The 19925-nt window shown below is 63.3% G+C and carries 16 protein-coding genes; 9 read left to right on the top strand and 7 right to left on the bottom strand.

Translation table 11 applies throughout. From position 1 onward, the window contains the following. Positions 1 to 123: 123 nt before the first annotated feature. Positions 124 to 1578, bottom strand: a complete 1455-nt coding sequence (gene thiI, locus F3J43_RS11225) for a tRNA uracil 4-sulfurtransferase ThiI (RefSeq protein ID WP_166885807.1) — start codon at positions 1576 to 1578, stop codon at positions 124 to 126. 418 nt (positions 1579 to 1996) lie between these two features. Between thiI and glnA the strand changes: the two genes are divergently transcribed. The 4 genes from glnA (at position 1997) to ntrC (ending at position 6852) form a co-directional block, all read left to right on the top strand. Continuing rightward, entirely contained in the window at positions 1997 to 3403 is a 1407-nt protein-coding gene (gene glnA, locus F3J43_RS11220) for a type I glutamate--ammonia ligase (RefSeq protein WP_166885805.1), read from the top strand. Between the two features lie 133 nt (positions 3404 to 3536). After that, a complete protein-coding gene (locus F3J43_RS11215; protein WP_166885803.1) occupies positions 3537 to 4079 on the top strand; it encodes a chorismate mutase in 543 nt (180 codons plus the stop codon). Between the two features lie 254 nt (positions 4080 to 4333). Beyond that, entirely contained in the window at positions 4334 to 5419 is a 1086-nt protein-coding gene (gene glnL / locus F3J43_RS11210; protein ID WP_166885801.1) for a nitrogen regulation protein NR(II), read from the top strand. Then, positions 5416 to 6852 (top strand): nitrogen regulation protein NR(I), encoded by a 1437-nt coding sequence (ntrC, locus tag F3J43_RS11205; protein ID WP_166885799.1) that lies wholly within the window; start codon positions 5416 to 5418, stop codon positions 6850 to 6852. The genes glnL and ntrC overlap by 4 nt, the downstream gene beginning before the upstream one ends. Positions 6853 to 7108: 256 nt before the next feature. On the opposite strand, the gene F3J43_RS11200 is transcribed toward ntrC, so the two are convergent. Beyond that, the gene (locus F3J43_RS11200) at positions 7109 to 7546 is read right to left on the bottom strand and encodes a hypothetical protein (RefSeq protein WP_166885797.1); all 438 of its coding nucleotides are present in this window, start codon (positions 7544 to 7546) and stop codon (positions 7109 to 7111) included. On the opposite strand from F3J43_RS11200, the gene trmL reads away from it, so the two are divergent. Further along, entirely contained in the window at positions 7545 to 8006 is a 462-nt protein-coding gene (gene trmL / locus F3J43_RS11195) for a tRNA (uridine(34)/cytosine(34)/5-carboxymethylaminomethyluridine(34)-2'-O)-methyltransferase TrmL (RefSeq protein ID WP_166885795.1), read from the top strand. The two genes, F3J43_RS11200 and trmL, sit on opposite strands and share 2 nt — an antisense overlap. A 74-nt stretch (positions 8007 to 8080) precedes the next feature. Here trmL and secB read toward each other — a convergent pair whose 3' ends face one another. The 3 genes from secB to F3J43_RS11180 are packed head-to-tail and all read right to left on the bottom strand — an operon-like array spanning position 8081 to position 9275. Continuing rightward, positions 8081 to 8566: a protein-export chaperone SecB gene (gene secB / locus F3J43_RS11190; RefSeq protein ID WP_166885793.1), complete on the bottom strand. Its 486-nt coding sequence runs from the start codon at positions 8564 to 8566 to the stop codon at positions 8081 to 8083. A gap of 39 nt (positions 8567 to 8605) precedes the next feature. Continuing rightward, the gene (gene grxC, locus F3J43_RS11185) at positions 8606 to 8860 is read right to left on the bottom strand and encodes a glutaredoxin 3 (protein WP_003249204.1); all 255 of its coding nucleotides are present in this window, start codon (positions 8858 to 8860) and stop codon (positions 8606 to 8608) included. 1 nt (position 8861) lies between these two features. Then, the gene (locus F3J43_RS11180; RefSeq protein WP_166885792.1) at positions 8862 to 9275 is read right to left on the bottom strand and encodes a rhodanese-like domain-containing protein; all 414 of its coding nucleotides are present in this window, start codon (positions 9273 to 9275) and stop codon (positions 8862 to 8864) included. Between the two features lie 206 nt (positions 9276 to 9481). Between F3J43_RS11180 and gpmI the strand changes: the two genes are divergently transcribed. Beyond that, positions 9482 to 11017 carry a 2,3-bisphosphoglycerate-independent phosphoglycerate mutase gene (gene gpmI, locus F3J43_RS11175; RefSeq protein WP_166885789.1) on the top strand — a complete coding sequence of 512 codons (1536 nt, stop codon included), beginning with the start codon at positions 9482 to 9484 and terminating at the stop codon, positions 11015 to 11017. A gap of 67 nt (positions 11018 to 11084) precedes the next feature. On the opposite strand, the gene F3J43_RS11170 is transcribed toward gpmI, so the two are convergent. Further along, positions 11085 to 11579, bottom strand: coding sequence for a sn-glycerol-3-phosphate transporter (locus F3J43_RS11170; protein WP_286184483.1), 495 nt, complete (start codon positions 11577 to 11579; stop codon positions 11085 to 11087). 214 nt (positions 11580 to 11793) lie between these two features. On the opposite strand from F3J43_RS11170, the gene F3J43_RS11165 reads away from it, so the two are divergent. The 3 genes from F3J43_RS11165 to F3J43_RS11155 all read left to right on the top strand — a co-directional run bounded on the left by F3J43_RS11165 (position 11794) and on the right by F3J43_RS11155 (position 15285). Further along, on the top strand, positions 11794 to 13089 hold the full coding sequence (locus tag F3J43_RS11165; protein WP_166885787.1) for a murein hydrolase activator EnvC family protein: 1296 nt from the start codon (positions 11794 to 11796) through the stop codon (positions 13087 to 13089). Positions 13090 to 13177: 88 nt separating this feature from the next. Continuing rightward, positions 13178 to 14509 (top strand): S41 family peptidase, encoded by a 1332-nt coding sequence (locus tag F3J43_RS11160; protein WP_166885784.1) that lies wholly within the window; start codon positions 13178 to 13180, stop codon positions 14507 to 14509. A gap of 8 nt (positions 14510 to 14517) precedes the next feature. Further along, complete coding sequence (locus tag F3J43_RS11155) at positions 14518 to 15285, top strand: divergent polysaccharide deacetylase family protein (RefSeq protein WP_166885782.1); 768 nt, start codon at positions 14518 to 14520, stop codon at positions 15283 to 15285. Between the two features lie 4 nt (positions 15286 to 15289). Here F3J43_RS11155 and F3J43_RS11150 read toward each other — a convergent pair whose 3' ends face one another. Continuing rightward, complete coding sequence (locus tag F3J43_RS11150) at positions 15290 to 19903, bottom strand: dermonecrotic toxin domain-containing protein (RefSeq protein ID WP_166885780.1); 4614 nt, start codon at positions 19901 to 19903, stop codon at positions 15290 to 15292. Positions 19904 to 19925: the final 22 nt, after the last annotated feature.

Below are 19925 nucleotides of genomic sequence, written 5' to 3'. Positions count from 1 at the left end.
GTATCTCGATCAGAGGATTCGGTTGCCACCAGTGTAGGCGGCGAATATGTACGGTTTGAGGCTCAGCGGGCCCGATGGTCGGGAGGGCGATGGCGGATGCTGCCGCCATACAGCCCTGGCGTCTTATGTCGGACGATAAACACGCACATTGGCATGTCCCTCACTGAGCAGGTGGTGTGCGTGCAAGCGGCTCATCACACCTTTGTCGCAATACAGCAAGTACTGGCGATTGGCGTCCAGATGCTTGAACTTGCTGTTGATGGCGTAGAACGGCATGGCCTGGACTTCGATTCCGTCCAGCACCAGAGGTTCGTCTTCCTGGGCATCGGGGTGACGAATGTCGATGACGATCTGGCCAGGCAGCGCCTCGCCCACTTCCTCGACTTCGATGTCCTTGCCCAGTTCGTCGATCACATGGTCGATGGAGATGAACTTGGCGCGCTCGATGGCTCGCTCCAGGACCTCCATCTCGAACTGTTTCTCTTCATGCTCCATGCGGTGACGCTTGGCATGGGTGGTCGGATTCACCGAGATCACGCCGCAGTATTCCGGCATGTGCTTGGCGAAGTCGGCGGTGCCGATCGCGTAGGCCTGGTCGATGATGTCCTGCTTGTGGCTGGCCAGCAGCGGGCGCAGTACCAGCTTGTCGGTGGCCGAATCGATGATCGACAGGTTCGGCAGGGTCTGGCTGGAAACCTGGGAGATCGCCTCGCCGGTGACCAGGGCGTCGATCTCCAGGCGCTCGGCCATGCGCGCGGCGGCGCGCAGCATCATGCGCTTGAGGGTCACGCCCATGTAGCTGTTGTCGACCTTGTTGAGGATCTCGCCGACCACTTCCTCGAACGGCACGCTGATGAACAGCACGCGCTGGCTGCTGCCGAACTTCTTCCACAGGTAGTGGGCAACTTCCATCACGCCCAGTTCGTGGGCACGGCCACCGAGGTTGAAGAAGCAGAAGTGGGTCATCAGACCGCGGCGCATCATCTGGTATGCCGCCACGGTGGAGTCGAAACCACCGGACATCAGCACCAGGGTCTGCTCCAGGGCACCCAGCGGGTAACCGCCGATGCCGTTGTGCTGGTTGTGCACGACGTACAGGCGCTGGTCGCGGACTTCGATGCGGACCAGGACTTCCGGGTTCTTCAGGTCGATGCCGGAAGCGCCGCACTGCTGGCGCAACTGGCTGCCGACATAACGGTCGACATCCATCGAGGTGAAGTCATGGTGGCCACCACGCTTGCAGCGCACGGCGAAGCGCTTGCCGGCCAGCAGGTGACCGAAATGGTGCTTGCACTTGGCGACGATGTCGTCGAAGTCGCCCAGCGGGTACTCCTCGACCTGCAGGAAGTGGGTGATACCCGGGGTGCAGGTGAGGCGCTCGATCATTTCGCGCTGAATCTTCTCGTCCTCGACGCGGGTGACCACCTCGAGATTGTCCCAGACACCATCGACCACGAGCTCGGGATCGAGGTCCTTGAGCACGACGCGGATGTTCTTGCCGAGCTGGCGGATGAAGCGCTTGCGCACCGGCCGGCTCTTGATGGTGATCTCTGGGAAGACTTTGACGATAAGTTTCATTGGGTTAACAGCGCGCGCAGGGCCTGCCGAAAATAGGGGGCGCGAATTATAGCGGAAATTGCTCAGCTTTTGACCAATTTTGTACAGCCGGTGCGAATTATGTTGCCTCTACCGGCCTTATCGCGGAGCAAGCCCGCTCCCACGCCAATCACCGCCCCGCGATACGGCCTGCACCTTTCAGTAACGCACCAAAATAGTGCAATTAAATCCCAGGGCGCATCATATGAGTGCGCCGCCAGCATCAGCACCCGCACCAAATGCCCGTCAGCGCCGGATTTTGTCCCCGCCTCGCCATTTTCGAGCACTGGCATGCAATTTGCTCTCTTGTGAGGCAGGTAAGCTTGGCCGACTATCCGCGCCCGGCGACACCCTTTTTCCAGGGCCGCGGCCAAGCGCCCTAGACCATCCGGAGGACAATATGTCGAAGTCGGTTCAACTCATCAAAGATCATGACGTCAAGTGGATTGATCTGCGTTTCACGGACACCAAAGGCGTTCAGCATCACGTGACCATGCCGGCGCGCGATGGCCTGGACGAAGACTTCTTCGAAGTCGGCAAGATGTTCGACGGATCCTCCATCGCTGGCTGGAAAGGCATCGAAGCCTCCGACATGATCCTGATGCCGGTCGATGAGACCGCCGTGCTGGATCCGTTCACCGAAGAACCGACCCTGATCATCACCTGCGACATCGTCGACCCGTCGAGCATGCAGGGCTACGATCGTGACCCGCGCGGCATCGCCAAGCGCGCCGAAGAGTACCTCAAGAGCACCGGCATCGGTGACACCGTGTTCGCAGGCCCGGAGCCTGAGTTCTTCATCTTCGACGAAGTGAAGTTCAAGTCGGACATCTCCGGCTCGATGTTCAAGATCTTCTCCGAGCAAGGCTCGTGGATGTCCGACGCTGACGTGGAAGGCGGCAACAAAGGCCACCGCCCAGGCGTCAAAGGCGGCTACTTCCCGGTTCCGCCGTTCGACCACGACCACGAAATCCGTACCGCCATGTGCAATGCACTGGAAGAAATGGGTCAGACCGTCGAAGTTCACCACCACGAAGTGGCGACTGCCGGCCAGAACGAAATCGGCGTCAAGTTCAACACCCTGGTGAAGAAGGCTGACGAAGTGCAGGCCCTGAAATACGTCGTGCACAACGTTGCCGACGCTTACGGCCGTACCGCCACCTTCATGCCCAAGCCCCTGTACGGCGACAACGGTTCGGGCATGCACGTGCACATGTCGATCTGGAAAGACGGCAAGAACACCTTCGCCGGCGAAGGCTATGCCGGTCTGTCCGACACCGCCCTGTACTTCATCGGCGGCATCATCAAGCACGGCAAGGCCCTGAACGGCTTCACCAACCCGTCGACCAACTCCTACAAGCGTCTGGTCCCAGGTTTCGAAGCCCCGGTCATGCTGGCCTACTCGGCACGCAACCGCTCCGCCTCGATCCGCATCCCCTACGTCGGCAGCCCGAAAGCACGCCGTATCGAAGCGCGCTTCCCGGACCCGTCGGCCAACCCGTACCTGGCCTTCGCTGCCCTGCTGATGGCCGGCCTGGACGGCATCCAGAACAAGATCCACCCAGGCGATGCTGCCGACAAGAACCTGTACGACCTGCCGCCAGAAGAGGCCAAGGACATTCCGCAGGTTTGCGGCAGCCTGAAAGAGGCCCTGGAAGAGCTGGACAAAGGCCGTGCGTTCCTGACCAAGGGCGGCGTGTTCTCCGACGACTTCATCGATGCCTTCATCGAACTGAAGAGCGAAGAAGAGATCAAGGTCCGCACCTTCGTGCACCCACTGGAGTACGAGCTGTACTACAGCTGCTGATCTGATCCCGCTGCACTGAAACGGCCTCCCTCGGGAGGCCGTTTCTATTTTCACCCATCAACAAAGGAAAATGCTTATCCGCGATCACCGATTCAGCGACGACACTCGACGCGACCTTTCCTAGGAGATCACCATGCGTATCACACTCCTCGCCTTGACCTGCTGCGCCGCCGTGACAGGTTGCGCCACACCACCCGCTACCCACCCTGCCCTGGACCCGCTGCTAACCACCATCGAACGCCGCCTGGACCTCGCCGAGGCAGTCGCATTGCACAAATGGGATCGACAACAGCCAGTACAAGCCAGCGCCCGTGAACACCAGGTCCTGAGCGACGCTCGCCAGGCAGCGGCGGACTACCAGCTGGCCCCTGAACGTGCCGAAGGCTTCTTCGCCGACCAGATCGAGGCCAACAAACTCCTGCAATATCACCTGCTCGACAACTGGCGCCGCGCCAAGCGCTCACCTGACCTGCCCCGCCGTGACCTGGGGAATGACATTCGCCCGGCACTGGACCAGTTGCAGGAACAGTTGCTGAGCGCCCTCGCCCGCTTCGACCAGAGTGCGCCGGACGATTGCGCCGACCAACTGGCTGCGGCGCTGCAACAACGCACCCATGATGCCGTCCGCCACCTTGCCCTGGTTCGCGCCACCACGCAGCTGTGCAAAGTGCGCTGACCACCCTATGCTCCATAATGGTGCACTTTCAGGCCTCAGCGCTCGATCGTGCAGCCAATCTGGTTTACAAGAATCGATAAACCCAGGTTTTCTGGGCCGAAATCGCGCAGTCCCAGGTCTTTCTCTGGAATTTCCGCTTCTTTTCGGAGCCTTGGTTTGCTTCTTGCATTTTCATCGCATCCAGCACGTCATCCGTGCGCGCCCTTCTTCAGTGGCAGGGACGCCAATGTGCCAAAAGAGGTCAACGACGCCTTATGACCATCAGCGATGCTCAGCACCGTCTGCTCCTGGACAACCTGACCACAGCCACCCTGCTGCTCAATGGCGAACTGCGCCTGGAGTACATGAACCCCGCTGCGGAGATGCTCCTCGCCGTCAGCGGCCAGCGCAGCCATGGGCAGTTCATCAGCGAACTGTTCACCGAGTCGGCCGAGGCGCTCAACTCGCTGCGCCAGGCGGTGGAACAGGCACACCCGTTCACCAAGCGCGAAGCTCAGTTGACCTCGCTGACCGGCCAGCCCCTCACTGTCGACTATGCCGTCACACCGATCCTGCACCAAGGCCAGACCTTGCTGCTGCTGGAGGTGCACCCCCGCGATCGCCTGCTGCGCATCACCAAGGAAGAAGCCCAGCTGAGCAAGCAGGAAACCACCAAGATGCTGGTGCGCGGCCTGGCCCACGAGATCAAGAACCCGCTCGGGGGAATCCGCGGCGCGGCGCAGTTGCTGGCCCGCGAACTGCCCGAGGACGGCCTGCGCGACTACACCAACGTGATCATCGAGGAAGCCGACCGGCTGCGTAACCTGGTCGACCGCATGCTCGGCTCGAACAAGCTGCCGGCGCTGGCCATGACCAATATCCACGAGGTGCTGGAGCGCGTCTGCAGCCTGGTCGAGGCAGAAAGCCAAGGTGGTATCACCCTGGTCCGCGACTACGACCCGAGCCTGCCGGACGTGCTGGTCGACCCCGAGCAGATGATCCAGGCCGTGCTCAATATCGTGCGCAACGCCATGCAGGCCATCGGCGGGCAGAACGAGCTGCGCCTGGGACGTATCACCCTGCGCAGCCGCGCGGTGCGCCAGTTCACCATCGGCCACGTGCGTCATCGCCTGGTGGCGCGGGTCGAGATCGTCGACAACGGCCCAGGCATCCCCGCCGAACTGCAGGACACCCTCTTCTATCCCATGGTCAGCGGCCGCCCGGACGGCACCGGGCTGGGCCTGGCCATCACCCAGAACATCATCAGCCAGCACCAGGGCCTGATCGAATGCGAGAGCCACCCCGGGCATACCGCGTTCTCGATCTACCTGCCCCTGGAACAAGGAGCCATCGCCCCATGAGCCGAAGTGAAACCGTCTGGATCGTCGATGATGATCGCTCCATCCGCTGGGTCCTGGAAAAGGCCCTGCAGCAGGAAGGCATGACCACCCAGAGCTTCGACAGCGCCGACGGCGTGATGGGCCGACTGGCCCGCCAGCAACCGGACGTGATCATCTCCGACATCCGCATGCCCGGCACCAGCGGGCTCGACCTGCTGGCACAGATCCGCGAGCAGCACCCCGGCCTGCCGGTGATCATCATGACTGCCCACTCCGACCTGGACAGCGCCGTGGCCTCCTATCAAGGAGGAGCGTTCGAGTACCTGCCCAAGCCGTTCGACGTCGACGAGGCCGTCTCGCTGGTCAAGCGTGCCAACCAGCATGCCCAGGAGCAGCAGGCACTGGATGAGCCCCTGGCCCTGGCCCGCACACCCGAGATCATCGGCGAGGCGCCGGCGATGCAGGAAGTGTTCCGCGCCATCGGCCGGCTCAGCCACTCCAACATCACCGTGCTGATCAACGGCGAGTCCGGCACCGGCAAGGAGCTGGTGGCCCACGCCCTGCACCGCCACAGCCCGCGCGCGGCGGCGCCGTTCATCGCCCTGAACATGGCGGCGATCCCCAAGGACCTGATGGAGTCCGAGCTGTTCGGCCACGAGAAAGGCGCCTTCACCGGCGCCGCCAGCCTGCGCCGCGGCCGCTTCGAACAAGCCGATGGCGGCACGCTGTTCCTCGACGAGATCGGCGACATGCCCGCCGACACCCAGACCCGCCTGTTGCGGGTGCTGGCCGATGGCGAGTTCTACCGGGTCGGCGGCCATGTGCCGGTGAAGGTGGACGTGCGCATCATCGCCGCCACCCACCAGAACCTGGAGTCGCTGGTCACCGCCGGCAAGTTCCGCGAAGACCTGTTCCATCGCCTGAACGTGATCCGCATCCACATCCCACGCCTGGCCGACCGCCGCGAGGACATCCCGGCCCTGGCCCGCCACTTCCTCGGCCGTGCCGCCCAGGAGCTGGCAGTGGAGCCCAAGCTGCTCAAGCCGGAAACCGAAGCGTTCATCCGCAACCTGCCCTGGCCGGGCAACGTGCGCCAGCTGGAGAATACCTGCCGCTGGATCACCGTCATGGCCTCCAGCCGCGAAGTGCTGGTCGGCGACCTGCCGCCAGAGCTGCTCAACCTGCCACAGGATGCCGCGCCGGTGACCAACTGGGAGCAGGCCCTGCGCCTGTGGGCCGACCAGGCCCTGGCCCGCGGCCAGTCGAACCTGCTCGACAGCGCGGTGCCGAGCTTCGAGCGGATCATGATCGAGACCGCGCTCAAGCACACCGCTGGGCGCCGTCGCGATGCCGCGGTGCTGCTGGGCTGGGGACGCAATACCCTGACGCGCAAGATCAAGGAGCTGGGGATGAATGTCGATGGCGGGGATGAAGACGAGGCGGAAGAACACTGAGCCCTGACGTTGAAACGTCTCGCGGGGCAAGCCTGATCAACACCATTGGTGTGCGAACGGACTTGCCCCGCGATCGCTTCATGCACCGCTTACGCGCCACTTGCACCATGAAGAAGCAAAAAAACCACAGGTATCGCTGCAGGCGCCGGCAATCCCCTGCATTTGCATGCCAGTAAAACTGGCACGGCACCTGCAATGACCCTGGCATCTCCAGTTTTGGGGACCTCGGTACAGGCAGGCCGGGAAATCCCCTCTTTTATTCGTGTAGCCTCACCTGCACCTTCCAGCGCCCCGCCGTTTCTGCGCCGGCCCACTCGCCGCGCAGTGGGCGGGCGGCAACCAAGGTCAGCAGCAAGCCTTCATCGCTCTTCTGCAAGCGCCAGCTCACCGGCTTGCCCTGCAACATCAACTGACCCCGCGCCACCTTGCCCTCGGCCTGGAACACCACCGCCACGGTGCCCTCGACGTTCTCGCCATGCAGTTGCGGCTCTTCGTTGAACCATAGGTCGAGACCGTCCTGGACCACCTCGACCTGCTCCAGCACGCGCTCGTCAGGCGCGGTCAAGCGGCCGATCATCAGGCCCACGAGCATGCCGAAGATCGCCAGCGACAGCAGCACCCGCGGCCAGGCCTTCGAACGCGGGTCGGGTTCGGGGGTAGAATGCTCGTCATCTTCACGCTTGGAGCCGTGCATGTTTCACGTCATCCTTTTTCAACCAGAAATTCCGCCGAATACCGGCAACATCATCCGCCTGTGCGCCAACAGCGGCTGCGCCCTGCACCTGATCGAGCCCATCAGCTTCGAACTGGACGACAAGCGCCTGCGCCGCGCGGGGCTGGACTACCACGAGTATGCCACGCTCAAGCGCCACGAGAGCCTCGCCGCCTGCCTGGAGAGCCTCGGCCAGCCGCGGCTGTTCGCCTTCACCACCAAGGGCTCGCACCCATTCCATGAAGTCGAGTATCAACCGGGGGATGCCTTCTTGTTCGGCCCCGAGAGCCGCGGCCTGCCTGCCGACGTACTGGACAGCCTGCCTGCCGAGCAGCGCCTGCGCCTGCCGATGCGGCCGGGATGCCGTAGCCTGAACCTGTCCAACACTGTGGCGGTGACAGTGTACGAGGCCTGGCGCCAGCAGGGCTTTGCCGGCAGTTGAGCCATCGCGGGACCAGCCAGGACAAGCGGCACAAAAAAAGCGCCCCGAAAGGCGCTTTTTCGATGACCGCAGAATTACTGTACGGTCGGCAGCTCGCCGGCTTCCTGCATGCGCTGCATCTCTTGCGCGTACAGAGCGTCGAAGTTGACCGGCGACAGCATCAGGGCCGGGAACGAACCACGGGTCACCAGGCTGTCCAGGGTCTCGCGGGCGTACGGGAACAGGATGTTCGGGCAGAACGCGCCAAGGGTGTGGCTCATCGAAGTGGCATCCAGACCGGAGATCAGGAAGATGCCCGCCTGTTGCACTTCAGCGATGAACGCCACTTCGTCACCGTTCTTGACAGTGACCGACAGGGTCAGCACCACTTCGTGGAAGTCGCCTTCCAGGCCTTTCTGACGGGTGTTCAGGTCCAGCGAGACGCTCGGTTCCCACTGCTGGCGGAAGATCTGCGGGCTTTTCGGCGCCTCGAACGACAGATCGCGCACGTAGATGCGCTGCAGGGAGAATTGTGGTGCGTTGTCTTCAGCGGCAGCGCCGTTGTTCTGTTGCTCGGTCATGGCAGATCCTTTTCCTAAGGTTTTCAAATGCAGAGCGAATCAGGCCGCCAGCAGCGCGTCGAGCTTGCCGGCGCGCTCCAGGGCATAGAGGTCATCGCATCCACCGACGTGCGTGCTGCCGATCCAGATCTGCGGCACCGAAGTGCGTCCGGCCTTCTGGCTCATTTCGGCGCGCACCTGAGGCTTGCCGTCGACCTTGATCTCTTCGAACGCCACGCCCTTGCTCTCGAGCAGGTACTTGGCGCGCATGCAGTAGGGGCAGTAGTCGCTGGAATAGACGATGACGGGCTTCATATCACTTCACCAGGGGCAGGTTATCGGCTTTCCAGCTGGAAATGCCACCGCTGAGCTTGGCAGCGGTGTAGCCAGCCTTGAGCAGTTCGCGGCAGAGAGTACCGGACTGCTGGCCCATTGCGTCGACGACGATCAGGGTCTTGTCCTTGTGCTTGTCCAGCTCGCTCATGCGGCCGACCAGCTTGTCCTGGGGAATGTTCACCGCACCGACGATGTGGCCGGCCGAGAACTCCTTGGCCGGGCGGACGTCGATCACCAGCGCCTTCTCGGCGTTGACCAGCGCGGTCAGCTGGCCGTTGCTCAGGCTCTGGCCGCCACGACGAACTTCATTGATCAGCAGCAGGATCAGCAGGACAACGAAAATCGCGACCAGGATAAAGTGATCTGTCGCGAATTGAATCAGGTGAGCAACCATCAGCGGTGTTCCAGGCGATTGAAAATGCCGGCCAGTATACACAGCCCCCCATGACCGCCAAAGCCTGCTGGACTGGCGGGGAAATAGCCTTCATCGGCGATACCTGACTGCACCTGTCGGACAAGAGGAGGAATATTCGCCGTTGCTGGCGTATTTGCCCTAAAATGCGTGTCTTTATCATCTTTGAACAACCGTGAGTTTGATTGATGACGAGTACGCCTAAACCGCTGGTCCTGATCATCCTGGATGGCTTCGGTCACAGCGAAAGCCCCGAATACAACGCCATCTTCGCCGCCAACACACCGGTCTACGACCGCCTGCGCGCCACCCAGCCGCATGGCCTGATCTCCGGTTCCGGCATGGATGTCGGCCTGCCTGACGGCCAGATGGGCAACTCGGAAGTCGGTCACATGAACCTCGGTGCCGGCCGCGTGGTGTACCAGGATTTCACCCGGGTCACCAAGGCCATCCGTGACGGCGACTTCTTCAGCAACCCGGTGCTCACCGGCGCGGTAGACAAGGCCGCCGGTGCCGGCAAGGCCGTGCACATCCTCGGCCTGCTCTCCGACGGTGGCGTGCACAGCCACCAGGACCACCTGGTGGCCATGGCCGAACTGGCCGCCCAGCGTGGCGCCGAGAAGATCTACCTGCACGCCTTCCTCGACGGCCGCGACACTCCGCCACGCAGCGCCCAGTCATCCATCGAACTGCTCGATGCCACCTTCGCCCGCCTGGGCAAGGGGCGTATCGCCAGTCTGATCGGTCGCTACTACGCGATGGACCGCGACAACCGCTGGGACCGTGTCAGCGCCGCCTACAACCTGATCGTCGACAGCGCCGCCGACTTCACCGCGCCAACCGCCCTGGCCGGCCTCGAGGCCGCCTACGCCCGCGACGAGAGCGACGAATTCGTCAAGGGCACCCGCATCGGTGACGCGGTCAAGGTCGAGGACGGCGACGCGGTGATCTTCATGAACTTCCGCGCCGACCGCGCCCGCGAACTGTCCCGCGTGTTCGTCGAGCAGGACTTCAACGAGTTCCCTCGTGCCCGCCTGCCCAAGCTGGCGGCCTATATCGGCCTGACCCAGTACTCGGCGAAGATCCCGGCCCCGGCGGCCTTCGCCCCGGCCAGCCTGAACAACGTGCTCGGCGAGTACTTGGCGAAGAACGGCAAGACCCAGCTGCGCATCGCCGAGACCGAGAAATACGCCCACGTCACCTTCTTCTTCTCGGGCGGGCGCGAAGAGCCGTTCGAAGGTGAAGAACGCATCCTGATCCCGTCGCCGAAGGTCGCCACCTACGACCTGCAGCCAGAAATGAGCGCGCCGGAAGTCACCGATCGCATCGTCGAGGCCATCGAGCAGCAGCGTTATGACGTGATCGTGGTCAACTACGCCAACGGCGACATGGTCGGCCACACCGGCGTGTTCGAGGCGGCGGTCAAGGCTGTCGAAGCCTTGGACAACTGCGTCGGGCGCATCGTCGCGGCCCTCGACAAGGTCGGTGGCGAGGCCCTGATCACTGCCGACCACGGCAACGTCGAGCAGATGGAGGACGAAAGCACCGGCCAGGCGCACACCGCCCACACCACCGAGCCGGTACCGTTCATCTATGTTGGCAAACGCCAGGTCAAGGTCCGTGACGGCGGCGTACTGGCCGACGTGGCGCCGACCATGCTCAAGCTGCTGGGCCTGGAGAAGCCGGCCGAAATGACCGGCACGTCGATCCTGCTCGACGCCTGACCTGCCCTAGGCAGCAAAACGCCCGGTGCCTTGCCCCGGGCGTTTTGCTCTGCGCGAAAGCGCCATTTCAGCGAAATCCATAGCCGACGTTGATCATCATGGCGTTGGCCCCCAGCAGGACAGCCTCCACACCGACCGGGCCGAGGCCATAGCCCACGGCGGGAATCACGGCAGGCGCCACACCGAAACGGTTGAGCGGGATCTTGTCGCGGTACTCGCCTCGATAGCCGTGCAGCAGCCCGGCGCTGAGCTTGGCGTAGACCGGCCAGTCGTCATGCCGCCAGGCCTTGCCACCGTAGGCATAGACCGAGCGCTGGTCGAACGAGTTGCGAAAGGTCGCCCCACCCCACAGCCAACCCCCGGCGTCTTCACGCTCCAGCCCGATCAACCGTTGCCGGTTGTTGTGCTCAGGGTCCGGACTGAAATGCCGCGTGTAGGCACTGGTTTGCAGGTACCAACGCTCACCTTCGGCCATGGCGTTCGGCAGCCAGCCTGCCAACAGCAGCACGCTGCCCATCAGCCCGCGACACAGGGAAGGTAATGTCGAAATGGTAAGGCTCATGTGTACCCCTCGGAGGATTTACCCATAGGGCCGCGATACTAAAGCGCCATATCCGACACGCCCTATAGGAATTGTCCGATCTTTTCTCCAGCAAATCTGCCGGCACAAGATGAAAATCCTGACAAACGCCCCGCCGCAGTAGCGTTCAGGCGTTTTTTTTGCAGGCCTGCGCGGGCATACTAGGCCAGTCTCCATCCTTGGTACGCCCAAATCCATGCTCCGCGCCCTCATCCTACTCGCCCTGTCATGCCTGTTCGCCCCGGCCTTCGCCGACGAACGCGCACAGACCCAGCAACAGCTGGACGCCACCCGCCAGGACATTGCCGAGCTGAAGAAGATGCTGGGCAAGCTCCAGGAAGAAAAAGCCGGCGTGCAGAAAGACCTCAAGTCCACCGAGACCGATATCGGCAAGCTCGAAAAGCAGGTGGAGGCTCTGCAACAAGAACTAAAAAAGACCGAGGGCGAGCTGGAGCGCCTTGATCACGAGAAAAAAAAACTCCAGAGCGCCCGCGTTGAGCAACAGCGACTGATCGCCATCCAGGCACGGTCCGCCTACCAGAACAATGGCCGCGAGGAATACCTCAAGCTGTTGCTCAACCAGCAGAACCCCGAAAAGTTCGCCCGAACCCTGAGCTACTACGACTACTTGAGCAAGGCCCGTACCGAACAATTGCGCGCCTTCAACGAGACCCTGCGGCAGTTGGCCAACGTCGAGCAGGACATCGCCCGCCAGCAGGAACAACTGCTGGCGCAACGGGCCGACCTCGACAGCCGCCGCCAGGCCCTGGTCGCCGAGCGCAGCAAGCGCCAGCAGGTGCTGGCCAAGCTCAACAGCGACCTGAAGGCACGCGACGAAAAGCTGCAAAGCCGCGAACAGGACCAGGCCGACCTGGCCAAGGTACTCAAGACCATCGAGCAAACCCTCGCCCGCCAGGCCCGCGAGGCCGAGGAGGCCCGCCAGCGCGCCCTGCTCGCCCGCCAGGCGGAAGAGAAACGCAGCCGTGAACAGGCCCTGGCCAGCGCCCGCGACAAAGTACCTGAAGAGGCTCCGAAAAAGGCCCGGACGATCCTCGGCCCGGTGGTCTCCAGCGACGGCGCCAGCTACGGTGGCGCCTTTTCTGCCGCCCGGGGCAAACTGCCCTGGCCCGTCAATGGTCGATTGCTGGCACGCTTCGGCGATACCCGCGGCAACGATGCCCGGGCCAAGTGGGACGGCGTGATGATCAGCGCTTCGGCAGGCACCCAGGTGCATGCCGTGCATGGTGGGCGTGTTGTGTTCGCCGACTGGTTGCGTGGCGCCGGACTTCTGGTCATCCTCGACCATGGCAATGGCTACCTGAGCCTGTACGGGCATAACCAGAGCCTGCTCAAGAGCGCCGGTGACGTGGTCAAGGCCGGTGAGGCCATTTCCACCGTCGGCGACAGTGGCGGCCAGGACAGCGCCGGTCTGTACTTCGCGATTCGTCAGCAGGGGCGGCCCACCGACCCTGCGCAATGGTGCCGCGGCTAGGTACCGACTACTTTTACGGCGCCGCGCCGGAAAGCGCCGCGCCGATGCTCCCCCCGGGAGCACCAACAGGATCAGGAGTTCGTTCGACATGCTGCACTCGCCTCGCCTCACCCAGCTGGCCCTGACCATCGCCCTGGTCGTCGGCGCGCCCTTGGCCACCGCCGCCGAGCCGGCCAGGCCCACGGCCGCCCGCCCGGCCGCGGTACCGGCCACCGAGGTGACCGCCAAGGCGCCGCTGCCACTGGAAGAGCTGCGCACCTTCGCCGAGGTCATGGACCGTATCAAGGCGGCCTATGTCGAGCCGGTCGACGACAAGACCCTGCTGGAGAACGCCATCAAGGGCATGCTCAGCAACCTCGACCCACACTCGGCCTACCTCGGCCCCGAGGATTTCCAGGAGCTGCAGGAAAGCACCAGCGGCGAATTCGGCGGCCTGGGCATCGAGGTAGGCCAGGAAGACGGCTTCATCAAGGTAGTCTCGCCCATCGATGACACCCCAGCCTCCCGTGCCGGCGTGCAGGCCGGCGACCTGATCGTCAAGATCAACGGCGCGCCGACCCGCGGCCAGACCATGACCGAGGCGGTCGACAAGATGCGCGGCAAGGTCGGCGAAAAGATCACCCTGACCCTGGTACGCGATGGCGGCAACCCGTTCGACGTGGTCCTCACCCGCGCCACCATCCAGGTGAAGAGCGTCAAGAGCCAGTTGCTGGAAAACGACTACGGCTATATCCGCATCACCCAGTTCCAGGTCAAGACCGGCGAAGAAGTAGGCAAGGCCCTGGCCAAGCTGCGCAAGGACAACGGCAAGAAACTGCGTGGCATCGTCCTCGACCTGCGCAACAACCCAGGTGGCGTGCTGCAGTCGGCGGTGGAAGTGGCCGATCACTTCCTGACCAAGGGCCTGATCGTCTACACCAAGGGCCGTATCGCCAACTCCGAGCTGCGCTTCTCCGCCAACTCGGCCGACGCCAGCGAAGGCGTGCCACTGGTAGTGCTGATCAACGGTGGCAGCGCCTCGGCCTCGGAAATCGTCGCCGGTGCGCTGCAAGACCACAAGCGCGCGGTACTGATGGGCACCGACAGCTTCGGCAAGGGTTCGGTGCAGACGGTACTGCCACTGGCCAACGACCGCGCGCTGAAACTCACTACCGCGCTGTACTTCACCCCCAACGGCCGCTCGATCCAGGCCCAGGGCATCGTGCCGGACATCGAAGTGCGCCCGGCCAAGCTCACCGCCGAAGCCGACAACGACAACTTCAAGGAAGCCGACCTGCAGGGCCACCTGGGCAACGGCAACGGTGGCGCCGACCGGCCGACCGGCAGCGCCAAGCGCAAGGACCGGCCGCAGGACAACGACTTCCAGCTCAGCCAGGCACTCAGCCTGCTCAAGGGCCTGAACATCACCAAGGGTGACTGAAGCCTCCCATGCGTTATCTGTGGTCCCTGCTGTTCTGCCTGTTGGCCGGTATCGCGCAAGCGGCACCGGCCGGCAAGGCCTACATGAGCATCATCATCGACGACCTCGGCCAGAGCAGTGCACGCGACAGCCGCACGCTCGCCCTGCCCGGCCCGGTGACGATGGCGATCATGCCCGACACCCCGCACGCCACCGATTTCGCCCGCCAGGCCCACAAGGCCGGGCGCACGGTGATCCTGCACATGCCCATGGATCCGGCCACCGGGCCTTATGCCTGGCACCCGGGCCTGGCCCTCGAGGAACTGGCCCGGCGCCTGGATACCGCCCTGGCCAAGGTGCCCTACGCCGCCGGCATCAACAACCACATGGGCAGCCGCATGACCGCCCAGCGCGAGCCCATGACCTGGCTGATGGGGGAACTGCAGCGCCGTCATCTGTTCTTCGTCGACAGCCGTACCAGCGCCGCCACGGTGGCAGCGGCACAAGCCCAGGCGCTGGGGCTGGCACATGTCTCGCGGGACGTATTCCTGGATGACGTGCGCACCACCGATGCCATCACCAGGCAGTTGCACCAGGGCATCGAGCTGGCACGCAAGCAAGGCTCGGCAGTGCTGATCGGCCACCCATACCCGCAGACCCTGGATGTGCTGGAGCGCGAGATGCCCCGGCTCAAGAGCCAGGGCATCGAGTTGGTGAACCTACGCCAGATGATCGCCGAACGCAGCAACCAGGCCATGCCTGGCCATGGTCGCAAGGGCGTCTACAGCAACCGCTGAGCCCTCAATCGAACGGGATCAGCCCCTCCACCTGAGCAAGGCTCACATTGCCGCGGTAGATCGACAGCAGTTCATTGCGCTCGATCGCCGCGCGCAACTGCGCCTCGCGCCCCAACTTGCGCTCAGTCCAGAGCTTGAGATGCCCTTTGCTGAATGCACGCCGCGGCGTGTCGGCCTGCGTGTAGTGGAAGTGCGCCTCCCACAAGCCATCGCCCAGCGTCTCGCCAGGCTCCGGCAAGCGGCGGATCTGGTAGACATCCAGGTAGTCGCCAGGTTGCAGCAGCTTGCGCTCCCGGACCCGACTGACGCTTACCTGCCCCCGTGACAACAGAAAGCGCAGGCTCTCGGCGTTCGGGTGCCTGGTAGAAAGATACAAAGCCGTCAGCAGGTCGCTACGCAAGGAGCGCAGGCGCCGGGTACTCGCATCCAGGCTCTCCAGCAAGGCCGCATTGGTCTCGGTCCTGGGCAACTTGCCCGTCACCTCGCGCAGCTTGTCGATATGTCCATCGATGATGGTCGACAGGCCCGTGGGTTCGTCGGTGTTGACATACCGCCGGGCCAGGCCGGCCACCGACTCGGTCTCCTTGACCAGTTTGCGTGCCTTCCCTACCAAGGCTCCGGAGTCGATAACGGGAGACGCGGGTGCGCCATCGTCAGGCAAGACATCCTCGACCACCTCCCCATCGCGGTAACGGAAGCTCTTGAGCACCGCACCATTCGTGTCGAGCTGCTGGATCACTTCTTCGCCGTTCACCTGCCGCTGCTCGCCGATCACACTTTTGCCTCGCCGCGTCGTGACCACCCTGCGCCGGCCTCCCCGCATGGTGTACAGCTTCGGCCGACGCGGTCGTGGCTCGGCCAGCTCCTGCTCGCGGATGTCCTGCTCCAGCTCGGCCCTGGCCGCCCGGATCAAGCCATCCAGTACCTGCTGGTAATCCTTCAACCGCGTCGCTCGGATCGCATTCCCACCCAGGCTCATCAGGTACTCGCTCATGACCTGGGCCTGGACGTAGGAATCCAGCGCATCGTTGAGCACCTTGATCCGCTCGGCGGTGGACCATTCGCTGCCAGCCAGGTCTCCATGGGCGGTTCCGGCGCTTCGCAGCTCCACCCCGCAGAGGTATTCCTCGTACTCGACCAGGGTACTCTCCTCGACACTCGCCAAACGGTCGAGGCTCGCCTCAGCCAGGTCGGTCAGTTGGCGGAACACCAGATCAACAGCCGAAAGACGCCGCTGCTCGATGATCGCGTTCAGCAAGGCCTGCTTGCCACCGCCTTCCGGCTCACCCTCACCGCGGAACACGATCGTCTTGTCGTGGAGTGTCTCTTCGAGCAAGACGTCGAAGTCACGCGACAGGCTGACCAGATCGGCCGACCAGGCGACGACTTGCTCCAGCTTGGCGTAAAAGACGCGGTACTGCTGCTTCTCACTCTCCGACTCGGGCAAGGCTGCCATCGAATCGGCCAATTCGCCGATCTTTGCCTCGTTGATCAATGCCGCCAACTCGTTGTAGTAGATCTCGCAGCGCGAAATCAGCTCCTGGCGGGTATCGTTGCGCTGCAACTTGATCGCCTCGGGCATCTTGGGATCGATGGGTTTCAACGGCGCTATCTGCGAGACCACGTCGTCATGTCTCATGCCTTTCTCGATCAGGCGCTTGAGATCGCCCACCACCCGCAGCCGCGCCTGGAACTGCAGCCTTTGCACATTCAGCAGGTCGCGGTCTCCCGGTTCACGCTCGATTTCGAGGTCCTTGAGATCGGCGGTCACCCGGTTGAGATACTCCCGATGCCTGTTGAACTCATCACCCAGCGCATTGAGCGCCCTGATCAGCTCTCCTTCCTGCCGACTCAGCTCCAGGAGCTTGCGCTGGTTCTCCGCCCGCTTCAATTCGACCCGGCTCTTTGGCCCACCGCCCTGTAAACGCAAAGCACTGTCCACACGCCAGGCCCCCTGCTCGAAGGTGACCTTGGGTCCCGCTGTACCTTGTGAATCGGTGATCTGCACCACGCCTTCGAGTTGCCGTACCCGGTAGACATCACCTGCCATCGACATGTAGTGGTGCCCCTCGACCAGATACAAGCCATTTGTCCACCCCTCGCTTAGCGGTTGTCGGCCACTCAGGTCGACGTCCGAACGCATCGACCGCAAGGCCTCGCGTTGTGCAGGCGCAAGCCAGTTGAAGCCCTGCCGGCCCCGCCAGGAAAAGTCCAGCAGGCCACCGCCCAGCGTCCCAGGCATGCCGACCCGGCCTTGCACCACCGAGGCCGCGGGTCTGCTGCCCATGATGCTCGGCGCCTGAACTATCTGGGTGCCCGCCTCGGGCGAAGCATCTCGCCCCTTGGGCAAACGCGAGTGCAGCAGCGACATGCCGACATTGAGCACGATATCGACCACTGCCTGGGAACGCTCGAACTCACTCCCTTCGCGCAGGGCCTGGACATCATCCTTCATCGCCATGACCGCCTGCGCCAGCCATGCCACCAGGGCCACTGGCCCCCGGAGCAGTGGCGTGGCCGTCTGGAACAACAGCCAGGCCGCCTGTCCGAGCATCGTCCAGCGACTTTCGGCATTGGAGATGCTGTCCCGCTGGGCAATCTCTACCAGCCAGTCGCGATTGGCCGTATAGAGTTTCTCATCCACATCGATACGCCACAGACGGACAGCCAGCTGGGCAGGTTCAGGCAGCAGCCCGGGATCGATACCGACACTGACCAGACGTGTATCGGCACTCAGGTCACGATGGTAGAAGTCACGCGCCTGCGGACTCATCCATTGCAGGATGGCGTCACGCAATTCAGGGGAACCGTCAATATGAACCTTGAGTGCCTGCAGGCTCTCGAACTCCTTCAATGCCTCAAGCCCATACAAGGGCCGGTATAGCAAAACGGCCGAAGGCTCCGCGCAAAACAGCACGTACATGCCGTGCACCACATCGTATCGACTAGCGCGACCGGCAGTGGTGAACGCCAGAGGAATCAGCGCAGCAGCTGGCACCTGCGTGTTGTGCCCTCGGCAGTAGTCCGTCACCACAGTCAGCCCCTTCTCGCTCAGCCGACCATCGAGCCTGGCAGACAACGCGCGGAACAACAGGTCCTGTCGCCACTCACGGGCAAAACGCTCGACCCGACGCGGACGCTGCGCAGGATCATCCATCGAGCGCGCCACATAGTCCGGGTAATGGCGGCCGATATCGACGCGCCGAACCACGCCCTTCAGGTAGTCCGCCGTCATCCACGGCATGATCAATTGCCCGCTGCGGTGCCTGATAGACGCAATCTCTGCCCCGCTCAAGGCACTGAGATTGCCAATGGCGAACGCCGTGAGCGTTCGTTCACCGGCACTCACCCAAGGCTCGCCACCACCGGCACCGGCCGCCGCACCGCCCGGGATGCCACGGGCAAGCTTGAGCTCGAGTATCAGGTCGTCCGGCTGGTAATTGGCCTCGACCGGATAGTCTTGCAGTAGCGTCTCCCGCAACTTCGAACGCGTATAGGCATGCAGGTCGAGAATACCGTCCTGGGCGGTTTCGCCCTTGGCCTGCGCCTGCGCCAGAGCCAACTCGAAGAATGCCTGCTGGTAGGCGAAGCTGTCGCTCGCCGACGCCTTGCGCACACCGAGGGGTATGCCCTGCCCTCCTTCGGATTCGATCGAGTACCCCTCGATGAACCATTGCCCGGGCTCCCCCAATGCAACGAACAGTTGCTCCAGCTCGACGGTATCTGCCAACTGGGTGTAGCGGACCCGCTGCGCACGACTGAGCATGTCGTTCAGCAACAGCGCCGCTTGCTGGGCGAATACATCCCCTTCCAACTGCTGCCGGTGCCAGGTCAGCGCTGCGAAGTCATGATGCATCGCCAGGTCTTCGCGCAGGGCCATGGCGAAATCGTCAATGTCATCGAATGCCCTGACCACGCTGGAGGGCAGGCACCACAGGAACACCTGGCGCTCATCCCACTCACCGACGACCAGCAGCCCTGGCAACATCAGTTGCAGGTCGTCCAGCTGGACCTCCACGGCGAATACCGGCGTCTGCTGGCTGCCACCGGCGAGCAGCGCCTGGATACAGGCCCTCTGCGGATCATCCAGATGCTGCAAAGGCAGGTTCGCCAACAGGGCCATTTTCAGCAGCAGTTGCAGCCAGGCATCGCGACTGACACCCGCCTCGCCATTGCCCCTCCAGAAGTCGGCCTGGGCTTCGCACCAGAAGGCCGGCAACGCCTCGAGCAACTCCCCCAGCCCTGTAGCCTGCTCAGTCAGTGTCATGTACTCGAACGCATCTTCGGCGCCGGGAAAGCGATACGGCTCAGCCAGGGTGATGGCGAAAGAGCGACCGTTCACCGGCGCCATCTCCGGGCGCTCCCCTTCCAACAGGGCTTGCAACAGGAAGTCGAGCAATGGCTTCCTGTGCCAGAACGTGCCGCCCGGGTCAGGCACCAGCAGCACCAGCGCTTGTGCCGATGCCAACGGCGGCGAGACCTGCGCCAGCAACGGGTACTGCGTGACCAACAACGCGAGGACCTGTTCGCCCAGCACCTCGCGAAGCGTGGGGCGTGCGGCGAACTGGCGTTTGACGGCAGACTTGAAATCGAAGCCTGAATCGGAAGCGATGGACATGATGGTGCCTTTTCATGCAAGT

It is taken from the genome of Pantoea sp. Cy-639 (assembly GCF_011752525.1).
Classification (GTDB): Bacteria; Pseudomonadota; Gammaproteobacteria; order Pseudomonadales; family Pseudomonadaceae; genus Aquipseudomonas.
This window is presented reverse-complemented; position numbering and strand designations above follow the sequence as displayed.